Annotated in this window: 13 protein-coding genes and 3 pseudogenes; 9 read left to right on the forward strand and 7 right to left on the reverse strand. The window is 63.1% G+C overall.

The window, feature by feature from the left end; genetic code table 11:
• Positions 1-570 precede the first annotated feature (570 nt).
• Positions 571-1,236 carry a TnsA-like heteromeric transposase endonuclease subunit gene (locus U8D42_RS27295; RefSeq protein ID WP_224112302.1) on the forward strand — a complete coding sequence of 222 codons (666 nt, stop codon included), beginning with the start codon at positions 571-573 and terminating at the stop codon, positions 1,234-1,236.
• The gene (locus U8D42_RS27300; RefSeq protein ID WP_322861444.1) at positions 1,224-2,750 is read left to right on the forward strand and encodes a helix-turn-helix domain-containing protein; all 1,527 of its coding nucleotides are present in this window, start codon (positions 1,224-1,226) and stop codon (positions 2,748-2,750) included. Before U8D42_RS27295 ends, U8D42_RS27300 begins: the two co-directional genes overlap by 13 nt.
• Here U8D42_RS27300 and U8D42_RS27305 read toward each other — a convergent pair.
• From U8D42_RS27305 to U8D42_RS27320, 4 genes and pseudogenes are all read right to left on the reverse strand, one after another.
• Positions 2,704-2,928 (reverse strand): annotated as a pseudogene (locus U8D42_RS27305) (transposase); the annotation flags it as partial. The gene U8D42_RS27300 and the pseudogene U8D42_RS27305 sit on opposite strands and share 47 nt — an antisense overlap.
• Positions 2,929-2,971: 43 nt before the next feature.
• Positions 2,972-4,915: a tyrosine-type recombinase/integrase gene (locus U8D42_RS27310; RefSeq protein ID WP_007172497.1), complete on the reverse strand. Its 1,944-nt coding sequence runs from the start codon at positions 4,913-4,915 to the stop codon at positions 2,972-2,974.
• Complete coding sequence (locus U8D42_RS27315) at positions 4,912-5,961, reverse strand: tyrosine-type recombinase/integrase (protein ID WP_007172498.1); 1,050 nt, start codon at positions 5,959-5,961, stop codon at positions 4,912-4,914. The genes U8D42_RS27310 and U8D42_RS27315 overlap by 4 nt, the downstream gene beginning before the upstream one ends.
• Before the next feature lie 74 nt (positions 5,962-6,035).
• A pseudogene (locus U8D42_RS27320) lies at positions 6,036-7,088 on the reverse strand (IS256 family transposase); the annotation flags it as partial.
• Positions 7,089-7,326: 238 nt separating this feature from the next.
• Between U8D42_RS27320 and U8D42_RS27325 the strand changes: the two are divergent.
• The 3 genes from U8D42_RS27325 to U8D42_RS27335 are packed head-to-tail and all read left to right on the forward strand — an operon-like array spanning position 7,327 to position 11,448.
• Positions 7,327-7,986: a hypothetical protein gene (locus tag U8D42_RS27325; protein WP_348636990.1), complete on the forward strand. Its 660-nt coding sequence runs from the start codon at positions 7,327-7,329 to the stop codon at positions 7,984-7,986.
• On the forward strand, positions 7,983-9,143 hold the full coding sequence (locus U8D42_RS27330; protein ID WP_009953180.1) for an ATP-binding protein: 1,161 nt from the start codon (positions 7,983-7,985) through the stop codon (positions 9,141-9,143). The genes U8D42_RS27325 and U8D42_RS27330 overlap by 4 nt, the downstream gene beginning before the upstream one ends.
• A gap of 19 nt (positions 9,144-9,162) precedes the next feature.
• Positions 9,163-11,448 (forward strand): TniQ family protein, encoded by a 2,286-nt coding sequence (locus U8D42_RS27335; protein ID WP_014379483.1) that lies wholly within the window; start codon positions 9,163-9,165, stop codon positions 11,446-11,448.
• 86 nt (positions 11,449-11,534) lie between these two features.
• Here U8D42_RS27335 and U8D42_RS27340 read toward each other — a convergent pair whose 3' ends face one another.
• Positions 11,535-12,035, reverse strand: coding sequence for a hypothetical protein (locus tag U8D42_RS27340; RefSeq protein WP_225323323.1), 501 nt, complete (start codon positions 12,033-12,035; stop codon positions 11,535-11,537).
• 210 nt (positions 12,036-12,245) lie between these two features.
• Positions 12,246-12,713: pseudogene (locus tag U8D42_RS29445) on the reverse strand (TniQ family protein); the annotation flags it as partial.
• A 272-nt stretch (positions 12,714-12,985) separates the two neighbouring features.
• Here U8D42_RS29445 and U8D42_RS27345 point away from each other — a divergent pair.
• The 4 genes from U8D42_RS27345 to U8D42_RS27355 all read left to right on the forward strand — a co-directional run bounded on the left by U8D42_RS27345 (position 12,986) and on the right by U8D42_RS27355 (position 16,611).
• A complete protein-coding gene (locus U8D42_RS27345; RefSeq protein ID WP_029384319.1) occupies positions 12,986-13,246 on the forward strand; it encodes a helix-turn-helix domain-containing protein in 261 nt (86 codons plus the stop codon).
• A 557-nt stretch (positions 13,247-13,803) separates the two neighbouring features.
• Positions 13,804-14,229, forward strand: coding sequence for a hypothetical protein (locus U8D42_RS29450; RefSeq protein ID WP_158086682.1), 426 nt, complete (start codon positions 13,804-13,806; stop codon positions 14,227-14,229).
• Positions 14,230-14,244: 15 nt separating this feature from the next.
• Positions 14,245-15,069 carry a hypothetical protein gene (locus tag U8D42_RS27350; RefSeq protein WP_009953187.1) on the forward strand — a complete coding sequence of 275 codons (825 nt, stop codon included), beginning with the start codon at positions 14,245-14,247 and terminating at the stop codon, positions 15,067-15,069.
• Positions 15,070-15,219: 150 nt separating this feature from the next.
• Complete coding sequence (locus tag U8D42_RS27355; RefSeq protein WP_047323405.1) at positions 15,220-16,611, forward strand: AAA family ATPase; 1,392 nt, start codon at positions 15,220-15,222, stop codon at positions 16,609-16,611.
• Between the two features lie 414 nt (positions 16,612-17,025).
• Here U8D42_RS27355 and U8D42_RS27360 read toward each other — a convergent pair whose 3' ends face one another.
• Positions 17,026-17,868: an SDR family oxidoreductase gene (locus tag U8D42_RS27360; protein ID WP_009953190.1), complete on the reverse strand. Its 843-nt coding sequence runs from the start codon at positions 17,866-17,868 to the stop codon at positions 17,026-17,028.
• Positions 17,869-17,940: the final 72 nt, after the last annotated feature.

Consider the following 17,940-nt stretch of genomic DNA (forward strand, 5'->3'; position numbering starts at 1 on the left):
CCAGGCGGTCAGGCGATACACGCCCACTGGCAGCACCTACTTGCATGTCATTTTGTTGTCATTGCTGCCATTCTTTTCGTCACTCTGGCATTCACGATTTAAACCGGCCAGAGGGCCGTGGAGTGCAAGGCCCGGGCGTGAAGTTTTCCCAGCGAGCCTCAGCGAGCGGCTCGGGGAAACGTTCACGAGCCACCGGCCCGCGGCAACGCAGAGGCCGGGCGCCTTGCAGGTAGCGGCCCGGCCGGTGACAATCGGATGGCCAGAGGGCGCAACATGTTTCACGCCAGCAACTGGAAAGTTCCCCCGCCGCTGTAGGTTCTCATTTTGCATGGCGAACTTCTCACAGGAATGGCGAACGCTTGGCGAATCCGTCATGAAGTTGAGAAAGTAGTTAGTCGCGCTAGTTGGTGCACCGCGCTTATTAACACTGTTTTCGCGCCAAAACCCGCAGAAGGTGAGACGCTGGGGTGTCGCGGTTAACCGCGTGGTGTGGTGATGTCGGAATCAGTCAGGGTTGATTTGAGTTCCGCGGCCGTTGCGTATCGGTCTGCGGCGGGGGAGCAACGGTGTGTGCCGGCTGGTGAGGTGTCGCCGGCAGCATTGTTTCGCGCAGCGCCGTGGCGCACGTTCCGCTGGTATTTCGGGCAGCGTCACTACTCGGGCACGTATTGGTCGGCGACTGAGCGCGATCACGTCATTTACGAGTCGCGCCTCGAGCTGGCGAACCTTATCCTGGCGGATTTTGATGTGACTGTGCATCGCATTGTGGCGCAGCCTTTTCGATTGACCGCCGAGGTCGACGGGCAGGAACGGCGCCACATTTTGGATTACCTTTGGGACAGCGACGAAGGACCGGTTGTGGTGGACGTCGTGCGCTCCGAAAGGGTGACTAATCCACGGATCGTGAGGTTGTGCGCGTGGACGAAGGACATCGTCGAATCGTTGGGCTGGTCCTACTTGGTGGTGAATGAGCCGGTCGCCGTGCGCCTCGCCAACGTGCGTTTCCTGGCGGGCTATCGGCGCGAGTGGCTCATAAACCAGGACGTTCTAGCTGAATTGCGTTGTCGGCGGGCAGATCTCGCCGGTCGATCCATCGACGAGGCTGAAAAGCTCATCGAGGGACACCCGCGACCACTGGTCCGTTCGGCGTTGCTGAGCATGCTGTGGCGCCACGAGCTCGAGGTAAACCTAGATGTTCGGCTTGAACGATCAACAGTGCTTGAGTGGGCATCGTGAAGCCCGCCGCTGTGCGCATAGGTGTGGGCACGCAATTCATCTATGACGGGGAGGTCCTGGAAGTCATCGAGATGCATCCGGTCGCCGGCATGCCGGAGGTCCTTGCGAGAGAGCTGCGACGGGACACGGTGCACCGTTTCGCGCTCGATGAAGTGAGACCCTCTCAGAGATGCCGTCTCTTGAGCGACGACCTCGACATCGAAATCACCGGCTCCACCGAATACCCGCCATCGGTTAAATGGGCCGCGGTGTCCGAGCAAGCGCGCTGCGATGCACGTGATCGCGCAGCACACGTGCGCGAGGTTGTGACGGGTTATCGATCCGGTTCCGCTGCAACGGCGCTACCGCACGAACCGCGGTCTGCTTACAAAAGCGCCAATCCGCGGATGAAACGTCTCGCCGTCAAGGCGAACGAGCTGGGCATCGGACGGCGTACGATCGAGCGCTGGGTTAGCGCCTATGAAGCCGAGGGCGAGGTCGGATTGCTGTCGGCGAAGGCGATTCATTCTGCTCTGGGCAGCAACAAGTTCGCGTTATTCGAACAGACCGCATCAGACATCATGCGCGAATACACGGACTTGTCGAAGCCGACGATGGACCTGATCATCAACCACGCCGAAGCACGATTGAACGCCACCTACGGTAAGGGTGTCGTGCGGTTGCCCTCACCAGCTACGGCGTATCGAATCTTGCGACGGCTTGAGCTGACCCAACCACTGTTTCGGCCGAGCACCAAGCGCATCCGTGACATCGCGGCCCGCCCGGATCGGCCGTACGGACAGTTGCACCCTTCCCGGCCGGGCGAGTACCTGCTGATGGACACCACACCGCTTGACGTGTACGCCATGGATCCACACACCCTGAAATGGGTAGGTGTGGAACTCACCGTGTCGATGGACTGGTACTCGCGGTGCATCACCGGTATGCGATTGAGCCCGACGACGAAGTCGATCGATGTCGCTGCAGTCCTTTATCAATCATTTCGCCCAGCGCCGGCCGGTGCGGACTGGCCCGCTGAGGCCGTGTGGCCACCGCACGGTGTGCCACGATCAGTGCTGGTCGAAGACGAAGCGCTTCACTGCAAAAGCGTGTTCGCGGCGGCGCCCGCAATCGTGCCGGAGACACTGGTCGTTGATCACGGCAAGATCTACGTCTCAGAGCAAGTGGCGAGCACCTGCCGGCAACTTGGCATCTCGATCCAACCCGCACGTGTGCGTGTCGCGTACGACAAAGGCCCCGTGGAGCGGTTCTTTCTGACCGTCCGTCAAAGGTTCTTGCAGGAGCTGCCTGGCTACAAGGGCCCTGATGTGTACTCCCGCGGCGCCGCTCCAGAACGAGAGGCCTTCTTCTTCATCGACGAGTTGGAGGCACTACTTCGTGAATGGATAGCGATAGTGTCCCGTCAATTGGTGGACTTCGGATCTTGGCGTTGGTCCACGCATCGCGATCAACGAGTCATGTTGAACGCTAGGCGATTTGGTGTTGTTTGGCAAGTGCTGCAGCAGCGTGTTTAGCGGCGATCACGGTGCGTAGCTCGTCCATGGAGACATCGGAGAGATAACGCCGGGTGACCTGCCATTCGTCGTGAGATTCGATGACCACCGCGGTGGCCAGGCGCAGGAACGCCGCGGGGTTGGGGAAGATCTCCACGACATCAGCCCGACGCTTGATCTCCTTGTTCAACCGCTCGATTATCCGGCCCTCGGGGGCGGGTCAACCCGTCGGGGTGGGATGTTCATCGATCGAGGCGCTGGAGGTGGTCGGTAAGGGCGTGGGCGACGCGGTCGTGGCGGGCGGCTTCGTCGGTCCAGCCGCGGCACTCGGCGTCGGTTCTGAGGGCCTGGACGTCGGCGAGTTGGTCGGTGAGCGTGTCGCGGAATTCGGGGGCGGTGACGTAGTTGTCGCAGGTTTCGCAGATGTTGGCATAAGGGCACGCGCCCGCGGATTCGTGGCGAGCGCAGTATCCGTGTGCAACGCGGGTTTTCAGCATTTCACTGTGCAGCCAGCCGACCTTGTCGGGCAGGATCGGTTTGCCGACCGGGGTGAGGGTGAACTGGCGGCGCATCTTGCCCATCGCTTCGTCGTAGGCCGCGCGCAGGGTGGGCGAGGCCAGGGTGGCGTAGCGGATCGTCATTTGTGGAGTGACGTGCCCGAGTAAGGACATCAAGGCCTGCAGACTCATCCCGGCGTTGGCGAGTTCGGTGGCCCAGGTGTGGCGCAACTGATGTGGAGTGACCATCAGGACGCCGCCGTCGGGACGGTGCAACCCGGCGGATTCAGCGGCGGTGAGCAGCCCGTTGCGCAGCCGGGTGTAGCCCAGGCGGCGTCCGTGCCGGGTGAACAGAAAGTCGGTGAGCACGCCGGTGCGTGGGTGCGGCAGCGGCCGGTGCGTGCCGCGGAGGGCGACCCACTCGTCGAGCGCGGCGAGGGTCGCGGCGGAGAGCGGGACCATGCGTTCGGTGGCGAGCTTGCCCAGTGGCACCTTCAGCCAGGTTCCGGCCGGTCCGTAGTCGATGATGCTGCCCAGTTCGAGGTCGAGCAGTTCCCCCGCCCGCAGGCCGGCACCACGCAGCACGGTCAGGCCGATGCGGGCGAACGGATCCTGCAGGTGGGCAACGGCGTTCATCACTGCCGCGTCCACATCGGGTGCTAGCGCGCGTGGCAACGGCTGGTCGAGTTTGGGGACGTCGGCGGCGAATACCAACCGCCGTGGTGGGGCCTGCGCCCAGCCCCAGGCGGTGATGTCGTCGAGCAGGTTGCGCAGACTGAGCACTGCCGACTGGGCCACCGCGGCCGAGACGGTGCGCCCGGCGCCCGCGGCGGCGCGCTGACCACGCCAGCCCCGGGTGCGATTCCATTTCAGGTAGCCCTCGATGCAGCTCCGGTCGAGTTCACGCAGGCTGATGACGTCGGGATGGTGAGCGGTGAGGTATTCGGCGAAGGGCAGCAGGTCGTTGATCAGCGACTCGACCGATTTGGGCCGCAGCACCGCCGCGCGCACGCCGATGTAGCGCAGCAACGTCTGACGGATCGGGTCGGGCATCTCCACCTCGGTGAAGCGCTGCTCGAGGCTACGGGCCCACCGCCGGCGTTTCGGCGCGGTGTCGATGACCGCGGTCTCGAACAACAGCTGCCGCAGGCTGGCCAGCCGCCCCCTGTATGCCCGCCGCGACGATGGCGGCACCACGGTACGTGACAGCGCGGCGTCGAAGTCGTCGAGCGCGTCGCCGGTCAGGTCGGCGACCATTCCGCCGTGGTGTGCCAGCACTACCGCCAGACATTCGCCGAGGACCGTCTCGACCCAGGAACTCCTCCAGCCCAACCGAATTCCCGCATTCCGCAACGCGGCGAATCCGCTCGGATCCCGGTCCTCCACTGCGCGGCCCAGCCCGGTCAACTGTTTGACCGCGGCCAGCTCGACGTCCAGCCGTAACCGGCCGGTGCCGATCGTGTGACAGATCAGCGGCCACGCCCCGGTGTCCCGTATCTCGGCGATCCGCTCGGCTGCCGGCAGCGTCATCCAGGCGTGCAGGTCGCGGTGGCGTGCGGTGAAGTCGCGAGCGATCCGAATCCGGTCGCGTACCGCCCGCCCGCTCAAACCCAGGGTGGCGACGTGGTCGAGATAATCCGCCACCACCTCGTCGGCGCCTACGGGTTGGCCGACCAACACCGTGGTCACTGCCGGGCTCCGGCCAACGTCGCACGAGCAGCACCGTATTCGGCGGCGAGCTGCTCGATCGACAAATGCACGTAGCGGGCCGTGGTCTCCGGCGAGACATGCCCCATCAACGCCCGCAACGCCAGCAGATCGATTCCGGCCGCCGACAATTCGGTGCCGTAGGTATGCCGTAAACGGTGCGGGCGGACTCTTGTGGCGCCAGAGGTCTCCCGGTGCCGACGGAACAGGCTGCGCAGCCCGGCCTCGCTGACCGGTGCACCGGTCGTCGGGCCGCGCAGCACTACGAAGCACTGCGGCGTCGCCAACCCCGGCGGCCGCTCCCATCGCAGGTAGGCGGCGAGCTCGGTGAAGAACGCCGCATCGACCGGGACATGACGTTCCTTGCCGCCCTTGCCGATCACCCGAAGCCGGCGCCGGCCCATATCGACGTCGGCGAGCAGCAGGCCACGCGCCTCGGCCGAACGCAGCCCTCCGAGTAGCATCACCAGCACCATCGCCCGGTCCCGGTGCGTTGCCAGTGTCGCCAGGAACGCGTCGACATCGTTGGTGGACAACGATTCCGGAAGACGCTGCGGCTGACGCACCAACCTACCGCCACTGCGTGCACGCCCGGGACCCAGATGACCGAGCAACCCCCGCTGCGACTGGCGCAGCCCCTGTCCCCGCCGCGGCGACGGCACCGGATTGTCGGTGCAGACACCGGTCATCACCAGATACTCGAATAACGCGCGCACTGCCGCGACCCGGCGGTTCACCGTCGAAGCTGCCGGCGGGGTCGACGAGCGGTGACCGCCGGTGGGCTGGTCCGTTCGGCGGACGCCTTGCCAGTCGATCCAGTCGAACACCAACGGCGCATCGACCGCGGCGAGCCCGACCGCTTGCTGGACGAGGAACCGGCTCAAATTGGCGACGTCGAATGCGTAGGCCCGCACCGTGGCCGCGCTGAACCCCCGTCCCGCCAAATGGTTGAGAAACGCGTTCACCGCGTCCTGCCCGTCCCAGTCGCCCTCCAGGACATATCCGCTGTCGCTCTTGAGTACCCGCATCGCCGCTCCGCCTTCCCCCACCGAGATGCAGACAGCATCCATCCGTGCTCAGCGCTTGTGCGTGAACCTCACGCTGCAGCCCGAACCGTGTCCCCGGAGAGCCGGTTAACGGATATCGGATTGTTCGACCAGATTTTCTGCCAATGCGCCTTCGGGAACGCGGTGAATGCCAACACGTCGGTCTTGGCCTCGGCCATCATCGTCGCCACTTTCGGGAACGAGGCGGCCAGGGTGTCGGCGACGCGGTCCCATTGTGCGGCGACCTCGCCGGGGTCGGTGTGGGCGAAGATGGTCTTGACCGCCGCGGTCACCGCCGGGGCGTGTTTGGCCGATACGGCGGTGTGCAGGTTGCGCATGAAATGCACCCGGCAACGCTGCCACGACGAGCCGGTGAACTGTTGGGCGACAGCGGCTTTCAATCCTGCGTGGGCGTCGGAGATGACCAGGTGAACGCCAGTCAGACCGCGAGAGCGCAGCGAGGTCAGGAATTCACGCCAGAACTCGTAGGACTCGCTGTCCCCGACGGCGGTGCCCAGGACTTCGCGGGTGCCGTCGATGGACACCCCGGTGGCCACCACCAGGGCCTGAGAGACCACGTGAGCCCCAATACGGACCTTGCAGAACGTCGCATCGCAGAACACGTACGGGAACTCGGTGTGGGACAGGCTACGGGTGCGAAACGCCTCGATCTCCTTGTCCAGGCCAGCGCAGATCCGCGAGACCTCGGACTTGGACACCCCGGCTTGCACGCCCATCGCCGACACCAGGTCATCGACGCTGCGCGTCGACACTCCGTGCACGTAAGCCTCCATGATCACCGCGTGCAAGGCCCGGTCGATGCGGCGGCGCCGCTCCAGCAGCGACGGGAAGAACGACCCGGCACGCAGCTTGGGGACCTGCACCTCGATGTCGCCGGCCGTCGTGGACACCGTCTTGGGCCGGTGCCCGTTACGGTGCGTACCGCGACCGTCGGTGCGCTCATAGCGGCCGGCGCCGATCCTCTCAGTGGCTTCGGCCTCGATCAGCGCCTGCAGCCCGGCGCGGATCAGCTCGGCGAACACCGCCCCGACATCAGCCGATTTCAACGCATCGAGCTGGGCCAGCAGAGCAGAATGGTCCTGGGTCATCGCGTGGTGTGTCCTTTTCCTGAGTCACTTTGGTAGGTAACTCACTGACCACTACGCGATGGCCCCACCCCAACACCGGCAACGACACACCCGGCAAAGGCCCGGCACCGTCACACCCCGATTCCGAAACCCCACCACCCCAGGGGACTTACCCTGGATAGCCGTCTGCTACCACAATAAGCCGCACGACGGTGTTGGAGAGGTTGGCCTGTGGAAACTGGGACTGAGCCCGGCGCAAATGTTCGAGCATGGCGTCTCGCGCGCCGGGTATATCGAGGCGCCGCGCGAACCCGACTTCGCCTATAACTTCCTGAAAGTGGAATGGCGGACGATTCAGCATTACGGTGTTCAGGTCGACAACCGTATCTACCGCGGTTCTGGACTGACGGGATATCGGCCGGGGGAGAAGAGTTCCTTCCGAGAACATCACGGGCAGTGGCCGTTTCATGTCGACCCTAACGACGTGCGCTTCATCTACTTTTTCGACTCCAAATCGACCCGCCGGTGGCACGCGTTGATGTGGGACCATGCCGATCTGTGTGATGGCCCAATGAACGAGGACGGGCTGTTATTCAGCCGTGAACTGGTGAAGGCTAAATACCGTTATTTTGACGACAAGTTGGCATTGTCTGAATTTCTCGAACGCCGCAACCTTGGTCAAGGACACACCATGGCCGAGCGACGAGCTGCCCTGCGCTTGTCTCGCGAGCAGTCCAGTCTGGCCCTGGATGTCAAGCAAGCGGCGCACGTTCCCGAACTGCCCACGGCGAAAAGGATCCTCGGTGCACTGACCGCGACGGAGATTGGGCCAGATGACCCGGGATCGGCCGACGAACTCGACGACGATCCGCGCATCGACGACGGTCACTTCTATGAGGATGTATTGGAGGACGTATGAGTGCGACCGGGGTGGCGAGCCGGAAAAAGACCAGTAACTTAGATAACCTGACGCTGTCGCGCAAGGAGGGATGGCGTGAGTATGTCGAGGCGCCCCGGCGGATCAGGCCCGAAGAGCTCTCGAGAGGCCAGATCCGCCGTCTCGGCGATGCAGCAGCCGACATCTACAATCAGCGACGAGCCGACTGGCACAACAACATTGGCCCGTTGAGAACACCACAGCTCGCGATGCTGCATGAAGATCTGTGGGACATCATGGATAGCAGCACGCAGGACGGAAATCATGCCAAGGGCGCAGTGGCAATAGACGGCTACCCCGGCTTAGGCAAGACCTGGGCGGCGGAAACCTTCGCGAAGGAGTTCCATAAGCGCGAGATTGGGCGGCATGGTGAATTCACGGTCGCCGGGAACGAGCGTTGGCCGGTCTGCCGAATAGGTATGCGCGGCAATACCAGCATGAAGGACTTCAATGCCGCGCTGTGCGACTTTTATGCGCATCCAGGCTACCGTCGCGGAAACAGAAGTAACGATCAACTAGGACGCCAAGCGCTCGATTGCGTACTAAGCTGCGAGACAAGGCTACTGATCATCGATGACCTCCACTTCCTGCACTGGCAGCGATCTGGTGGAGTGGAGATCAGCAACCATTTCAAGTATGTCTCCAACGAGTTCCCAGTAACGTTGCTGTTCATCGGCATTGGGCTCGGTGATCGGGGAGTATTGATGGAGGACCTGTGCTGCAGCCTCGAGGGAGCAGGCTACGGCGACATCGTGCTAGAACAAACGGCCCGGCGCACAACAATGTTGGAGATGCGGCCGTACGGTCTGCAAAACGACAAAGAACGATGCCAATGGAACGCGCTCCTAGCCACCGTGGAGCAGCGACTGGTCCTGGGGGCCAAACATCAGGGCATGCTGGTGGAAGATTTGTCAGAGTATCTCTATGAACGAAGCACCGGTCACATCGGATCGCTCATGGAGCTCATCCGGCGCGGATGTGCCCGCGCGGTTCGAACCGGCACTGAAACATTGAACCGAAAAATGTTGGACTCGTTCAGGATTGACAGTGCGGCCGAAAAGGCGCGGAAAGAACTCGCTGCAGCATTCCGCACTCGCCGCCTGCGAGCGCGATCTGCGCGACCGCCACGTGTGTCATAGATTCAGGCGCTGCTGAGCGATGCCGCCACGCACACTGCCCATCAGGGTTGCTCCGGTCCCTGGAGAGGCCCTGGAGTCGTGGTTGGGTGCAATTGCGCGAAGGCTCGAAACTCCTTGGGGCCATCTACTCGCAGCGCTCGAGCCGACGCCAGCCGACCCGCCAGGTCTCGTTCGAGAGAACCTCACGGCCTGCCTTCACACCCGCGAAGCCGCAGCAATCGCCCATGCCACTGGGATCTGGCAAGCTGCGGTCGAAGCCTCGACGCTCGGTCACTACGACGGGCATCTGATCACCGTCGATCGATCCACCGGACGGGTGCGGTCGACCTGGAAGTCCGTGCGATCGAGATTTTGCCCGCAGTGTCTTCGCGTCTCGAACGGCCGCTGGCAATTATCGTGGCGACTTCCGTGGATCTTCACCTGCCAGGTACACAGTTGCCTGCTCGTCGATGTGTGCCCCGAATGCGCAATGTTTCAGCGTGTGATGCCGTGGTGGCTGCGGGCGCACGAGATTCCGGACCTCTGTCGATGTTCAAGGAATATTGAATTAGATGGTGAGAAGCGCCGATGCCTCGGCGATCTCGCGTATGCTGCGATGCCATACTTAGCCCGGCAGCACCCAATCATGTTGGCGCAGTGCCGTCTATCGGGACTGCTGTCGCGGTCGGTGATCGACTGTGGGATATATCAGGCGATGCCAACGTCGACCCTTGATTTCCTCCGAGACGTGCGACTGCTTTCGGCGCGAATGCTGTCGATGGCAAAGCTTGACTACATCGCAGAGTCACTCGAGATGCGTGGAGATAGTCATATTCGAGAGCATTCGGCAGCTTACGGTTCGAATCTGGACCGCTGGTCGACACCTGGGGCCTTCGCGGCGAGCGCACCTGCGTTGGTCACCGGGCTTGGAATCATGCTGGCCCTCGATGTCATTGGACGTGAAAGTGTAGAAGATGCCGCGTCGCGGCTTCGCCCGCTCATAGAAAGGGCGAAGGCAACGGGACGAGAGCTCACACCGACGCTTCTTCGCTGCGGCGGCCCGACTGCAACGATGGACGCCGTTCACATCCGTGCATTCGAGCCTTCGTTCGGGGTGTTGGATAGGATGCGATACGGCACGGCGTCGTGCTTGCCGCGCTATCCGCGCACGTTGACCCCCGACTCGTTGCGGTCAATCCCCACCTTGTTCTGGCGCGAGTGGTCTTTTCGCTTGACCGTCGGACGCGGCACTCTTTCCGTGATCCGCCCAGTGCTCTCGATCATGCTCGTGTGCCACGGACATCAGACAACGGTGCCAAGTGCCGCCCGCAGACTGAGCCTGTCGATGACGGACAGGAGATTCGCCTACATGGTCGCAGAACTGCGCCCTCACCGGTTGTGGCCAAACATCCTCGCCACGATGATGCGGCTGGCCGACTATCTTCGCGAAAACCCGAGTCCGATCGACTACCAACGACGTCGCCTGCTTGATTACCGAGACCTGCTGCCGGCCCAGCAATGGAATGCCATCTACGACAACGCTTATCACGGACCCGGCTGGAGAAACCGGGTCGGCGACATTGCGCGATCATGGCTCTTTGAGCGGATAAGTATGCTGCCCCGAAGCGCTGCCCCATTTAAAACGACAACGCAATACCGCGATGCTGTGCGCGCCGAGATGATCGCTATGTTCACACCCGCCCTGATCGATGCTCTGAACAGTGCCGGTCTGCAATACCTATCGCACAACAACGTGATAGGCGAGCCCCTTACCTGGGCGCCGCCGTTCTCCCTAATTAACGACCTTGAGTTGCCGCGACCGGACCTCAACTCGATTTCTGTCACGCAGGTGCACCAGCTAGCTCAGGATCCCTTAATGACCACGGCTGCAATCGCGCGCAATTTGGCGGTTTCCGCCGACGTCGTGAGGTATCTGCTGGAGCAATTTCCGCTTGTGCGACCAACGACACGCCGGCGGATTCGCAACGACCCCGCCGAGACGCGCCTGACAAAAGCAGACCTTCTTCGCATGTACAACCGCGAGGGCATGACGCTGACGGCCATCGCGGCCGAGGTCGGCGTCGGGCGTGAGGCGGTCGGCGACCTAGCCCGAAAGTATGGCATCCCAATTCGTCACTACTACAGAATTGGTCCGGACATCTTGGACTGGCTGTACGAAGAACACGTCGTCAAGCAGCGCACCCTCACCGCTATAGCTCAAGACGTCGGCGTCTCTCTTTCCGCTTTGAGTCGAGCAGCGAGAAAGTACGGCATCCTGGTCTGCCGAGACCCCCGCAAGCGGCGCCAGTCTTCTCAGCGTGCATGAGAGTCGTTTACCGCTCTGCGTGACCAGCTCCGTGACTACCTACCGCGTCGAGAGTCGGCGAGCGGCGGTTGCCTGCACGCTGCCGATCACACGGCGCTGAGTTGCGGCCCAGTCCCCGGGAATGGTCGAGTCGTCCGATGTTGGTGCAAACTGCGCGACGAAAGCACCGTCCGTCGCAGGGCGTCAAGTGACGGGCTGTGCCCGATGTTCCAACAGTTCCGGGAATCCATCGGTGAGAATCCACGCCGGCGCATCGACGTCGTCAGCCATTGCAGGCGCTGGGCGGCGATCTCGGTGTCATCAGCCTGGAGGACGGGCATCGCCATACAAGCGGTGACGGCATCGGCGGCGGCGTTCGAGCACGCTACCCGCGCACCGCCACCCGTGACTAAAGGCCGCGCAAACCCGTTCTTTGCTGCGAGCACGAACTGCTCCCAGAGCAGATCGGAGATCGGGGCGGCCACATGAAAGGGCTGCGCGTAGCGCAACATCCAACTGCCCAGCGTGTGTAGATCTCCCATGAATATCGTCGATGGCACTGGCGACGACCCGTAGATGCCACCCAACGCATAGCCCGCGCGCAGCACGCGGAGAAGCTCGCATTGGGTCACCACCGCCGGATCTGTCCCGAGGCGTATGGCAGGAGCACCCGACAACGGCTCATGGCACCGTGGTCCCTCGCCGGATCGGGTCACACCCCGGGTGCACGACCCCAGCTTCGGTACCTCGTTGAAGCGAGGCGGTGCCGTGCGCTGCAGACCGCCGCAGACGCGGCACGCGTCGGCGAGCAAGGATCCATGCGTCGGGCACACGAATGCCCACCGCAACCGCCACCACACCCGCCATCTGCCACCGCGCTCCTCAAGGCACTTGGGACAGAACCGCGAACCAGTCATGCGCAGTGAGGCTGCAGACGGACGTTGCCAGCTGGTGTCGTTGATCCACGGTTGCAGAGTCATCGCCTGAAGCAGGCAGGGTTCGACGCCGGTGCAGTAGCTGATGGTGTCCCCCTGCCCCGGTGTCAGCGACACGTTGGCCCGCCCCGCCCAGTGCGAGGCCGTATTACCCCGCGCTCCCGAAATATCTACTGCGCGCAAAATTTGACCCCAGGTCGCGTCTGTGCGGCTAGCCAACGCTTCCAGCCAGGACTCAAGGCTCTCTTCTGGCAACGGTTTCACCCGGATCGGCAGAGTCCGCACTGCGCGCCAAGGCTCTACGCCGCCGCCGCGAGGGACGACCTCCCGTGGAAGCACCTCGGCGACCATCAACCCAGAATGCACTACTAGTAGTGCATTCTGGGTTGATTCGCCATTGCCGTGCTGCGCGTTTGGGATGTCGGGATTTCGGGCTCCGGCGTCCTAATTGTGCAGAGTCAAGTCTCGCCCCCGCCAATCCGAGCAAACTCGCGTATAGAGGTGAGTGAACGCGTCACATGCACCGAGATCCGGGGGGTCCACGCTCGGTGGGCGGCCATACTGCAAATTTAGACCTACTAGTAGGGCAGACTTTTCCGGGATCTGCAGCAGTACTGGTATGCGTGCCGACGCGCCCCAGTCAAAACGACCCCAAACGGGTCGCTGTGTGGGAGAGACGGCGCCGTCAGGTGGGCACTCGAATACAGACCCTGCGCATCGACCGCGGCTACACCCAAGAGGAGCTTGCATTGAGGTCCGGTGTTTCACGCAACGTGTTAATCGACCTCGAGTACGGCCGCCGCGGCATCCTGCACGAAAGACTATTCGATATCGCGAAGGCCCTCGGCGTGTCCGCTTCAGAGCTGCTCGAGGGCATAAAATGACTGATGTCGGAGCGCTCGACCAACTCGGTCGAGATTTGTTGTCAACAGTGTTTCCTCGAGCTGAGGACTCGCGGGCTCGGAGGGCAGGCGGACGCTCTATCGCGCTGCACGCGGGTGTACCCCGCAATGTGCTGATCCATGTCGAGTTCGGCCGGCGTGGCCTGCTTTACGCAGCTTTTTGACCTCGCGGACGCCCTCGAGGCGCCGGTCGCTGATCTGCTTGTCGTACCCGAACCGGCACCAGCGCGTAAGCGACACTCCAAGCCTCCTACGAAATAATGCTGCATTCCGGTTGACGTAGACGGGTGTCGACGTCTGCGGCCAAATGCGCGATCCAATGCAACACAACAACGTGTTCTGCCCTACTAGTGCTACACTCTGCAATGGGGACCTGGTCTGCTGGCTGACCTGAAGAGTCGGACAACGGGTGAGGATTCGGCCGCGCAAGGGGCGGTTCACCGCCGATCAGACGCCCCGCAGTGCCGCCGGCCAGGTCCACCCGCCACCGCGGCCACCTTGCCGCTCCCGGGCGGGCGCAAGCGTGACGGAGGTTGGGCATGTCACCACATGGTTGGCGGGAGTGGCTCGACACCGCCAACAACCTCATACCCGACCAGCGAGGCGCGCACCGCAGAGCCATTGCCTACAGCAGGTTGGAGGGCTGGAATCCTGATGCGCGATCCGTGAAACGGCTCGCCCAATTCAGCAGTGGGGCAACCACCTTCACCGAATACCGGGCGATCGTGCTAGATGGAGCGCGAGTTGGTCTCCGGCTACCCGAACGGTGGTTGATGAAGCAGACATTGAGGCCAAACACTATTCACAATAGGTCGACGTTGAAGGGTTTTCGGTCACGGCGCTCAGGGGGTGATTCCACGGTCGGCGAGCAGTCGCTCTTGCTGCGGGTCGATATCGATCACCGGTCAACTCGAAATCAATCTGACGCCATGGCGATCTCATGCCAGCCGCGACGGTATGGATGACAACCGGAGATGCATATGGTCGATTTCGCCCATGTCCGGAGTGAGGCCGAGTACCGAGAACAGCTCGAGCATGCTCGCGCCGAGGCGCGCCGCCGCTACCGCGACCACCTGGCGGCGGCATTCGAGCTGCACCGCTGCCCGCAACCCGAGACGCTCGCCGACCTCGCGCTCAAGGCACTCACGGATTGGCGCTACATCGACAGCGGCGAGCGATGCCGGTGCGGCTGCCACCCGCGGCTACCCGAAAGTGATTTTCACGACTACGGATTTGATTGCGTGTGCACACGCACGCCCGAGGATCGCCGCCGCTCGTGGCAGAAGTGGCGCCAGGGCCTGGCGGCGATCTGGGAATCGCCAGAGGGCCAACAGATCAAAGCCGACGCGCAAACCGCCGAAGCCGACCTGCAGGCCTGGCTGGCGGGCCAGAGCGATGTCATAGTGCGCAGCCATGGCGGGTGGTTCCCCGAAGAGTGGACCGGAGAAGTCGACGGCCACAGCTTCTACTTCTGTGAACGCCGCGGCGAGTGGCGCATCGAACTCGACCTGCGGCCAAGCGGTCGCTTCGTCCGTACTCTGACTGAGGACGACAGTGATGGTGCGGGCCAATGCTACGAGCGTGAACTGGACGAAGGTGATGTAATCGCCTCTGGCACAATCGATGTTGAGGGATACGGCAGCACCCCAGCTCAGCGGGCAGACTTCATTATCGATACCATCCGCGTCCATCTCGCCCGCCAAGCATGCACACTGCACCGCGACAACCTGCCCTCGATACAAGCGTCGCTGGGCGGCGTGCTCAGCTGGTGCCCAGCTTGCGGAACCCGCCTATCCACCTCGTGACCGCAGCAACCAACGCACGTTTTCAGTGCCAAACCGCCACCGGCGAAGCGCTGAGATCGATACGCGGCCGTCGACACGAAAACCCGTTGACGACCCGGCAGACAGGTGAGAATCTGTCAAGCTGTCCTGTAGCCGAATCACCCCAAAGCGATGAACCGCAACGCTAGCGGATCGAACGATCTGCCTGCCGGGCTCACCCGAGGCGCGGACCCAGTCCGCCGACCCATCACCGACGTCAACGGCTGGCTGGACAGCCAGAATGGCGACGTGCGATCAGCGCTGTGCGCACTCGGGGAGTTGCTGGTCGGCGTCGCCGAACAAGACAGTGCCGAGAACGCTGAACGATTCACCGCCCGCTGCCTCGGCGTACCGGACTGCGGGCACCTGCTCGACGAGGAACGCCCCTTGCATCCGGTATCACGACTGACCACCGCACTGGCGTTGGCGCAATGGATCGAGGAACACAGGCCGGACTGCGAGATCGGTCCAGGCGAATCCACCCACCCCCCAACGTGGACGCAGACCAAGATCGGCGCCCGACGCTACCGCCACCCACTCTGCCTGCGTGTGCACTTTCCCGCCGGGACGCTGCTCGACGACACCGGATGCATCATCCACATCGAGACCCGTGAGAACGTCATGCGGTCCGCTCACGTGAGTGCCTTCGTGACGCCCGATAAGCAAGCAGATGCCTGCGCGCTATTGGATCGGCTCGCCGAACGCGCCAACGCACTCAACCCGTACCGCGGCCGCGCGGTGCGCGCCACCTACCAACGCGGACTGAGCCTGGACGTCATCGACCTGCCCGCAACCGCGACGCGCCACAACGTCATCGTCGGCGACGAGGTGTGGGCCGAGGTCGATCTTGGTGTCACCGCGGTACGCGACCGCCACAGCGTGCTCAACGCGCACGGCTCGGGGTCCCGCCGCGGGGTTTTGCTGTGCGGACCACCCGGCACCGGCAAGTCAGCGATTAGCGCGGTCGTGGCCAGCGAAGTCGTCGGCGACTTCACCGTCATCTACATCGAGGCCAAGGCGGGTGCTGAGCTGCTGACCGCCGTCGTCGAGGAGGCGCAGCGCCTCGACGGTCCGGTGCTGCTCGTCCTGGAGGACGTCGACCTCTGGTGCCGGGACCGCTCGACCGGTGATGGGGGACTGTCGGAACTGTTGCAGGCAATGGACATCGAACCCAACGCCCGCATCCTGACACTGGCGTCCACGAACGATGCCGCCACATTGGATAAGGCGGCGATCCGCACGGGGCGATTCGACTCCATCGTCGAGGTCGGTTATCCAAACAGCACGCAGGCTGCCCGGATCCTCTCGGTGTTGATCAACGAGATTCCCGGCGGTCAGACCATTGACATTGCGACCGTCGTAGCCGCGCTGCCTGAAAATACCAGCGGCAGTGACCTTCGTGAAGTTGTGCGCCGTGCCGTGCTCGCCCCCGGTGACGAGGGAAGCATCAGTACCGCGACGTTGCTATCCGAAGTCGGCACCGGGCGATACCGGGCCCAGTTGTCGTCAGGGATGTACCTGTAACGAGCCACCGCGACAGCATCCCCGAGCTCAGCTAGTAGAACGGGGCCCCGTCGGCGAGCTGTGCCTCCCGAGCTACGCCACGTCACCAGAGTCGAAGGGGGACTGGAACTCCGAGCTTCGGTGGCCAAAACCGGGCATTATTCTCCTGTGGCCGCGACGCCGACCTTATCGATCCGACGTAATTGGTCATTATCGGGGCTTCTCCGACGCGGGATAATCTCCGAACCATGCGAAGTGAAGGCTCGGACTGCCGCGCTGGTTGGCTGTGACGAGCCGAGGTTTTGGCCGCATCCGGTCCATTGCTAATCACAGTTCGTATGCATTAACCATCGGCGCCCCAGGGCACGATTGTGGTGGACAGGCTTCGTCAAGGCGACGTGCGGCGCTGCGCTCCGGGGAAGGGTCGAGTAGCCGTCAAGCTCCGGTGGCGCTGATGTCTGGGGTGTCGAACATCTTGCCGAGGTCGAGTTGACCGGACTGCACCGCGCCGAAGAATCCGCCATCGGTAACCAATGCTTCGCCGTTGATGTAGCTCGATCGGGGGCTGTTAAGGAAGATCAGAGGCCACGCCTGTTCCTCGGCGGTTGAGCGCCGACGGATCGGCCCGACGAAGGCGTCAATGATGTTCTGCCCGGCGAATTCCACGAAATGGGGCAGCATCGCGGTGTCGGTGGGGCCGGGGTTGATGCAGTTGAGCCGGATGTCATCGGTGATCAGCGTGGCGGCCCGGGACGCCACCCAGGCGTTGATCGCCTTCTTGGAAAGTGGGTATGCACCGACCGCTCCCATCTCGTCATTAGCCACACACCACCGCTTGCCCTCATCGAACCCGTCGGTGGACACCAGTTCCATAAGCTGCTCCAGCTCCTTTTGCCACCCCATGGCGGCATTGGACGCGACCACCGCGATCGCACCGCCGGCAGGAATCTTGGGCAGGACCAGGTCCACCAGGTGCCGGGCTCCGACGAAGTTGACCAGCAACACGTCCAGGCCAGAGAACGGCGGCCCAGGCAGGCCCGCGCAGCCAAAATAACCATGGACCGGCCCGTCGATGGACTCGGCTGCCCGCTCGATCGATGTGCGATCACGCAAGTCCACTTCCAGCGCCCGGTCGACCGACGCCTCGGTAGGCCGCACGTCGAGCGCAGTGACGCGTGCCCCTAGCTTGGTCAAGATCGTTGCCGTCGCTGCGCCCATGCCCGACGCGGCGCCGGTAACCACCACATGGCGCCCCGCATATCCCAGTACGTCTTCCATGTTTCCTCCAACCAAGTTGACCGCGAAGATGATGACTACCGGTATACAGATATAACAGGTGTCCAAAGAGGA

This window comes from Mycobacterium europaeum, assembly GCF_034555895.2.
Classification (GTDB): Bacteria; Actinomycetota; Actinomycetes; order Mycobacteriales; family Mycobacteriaceae; genus Mycobacterium; species Mycobacterium europaeum.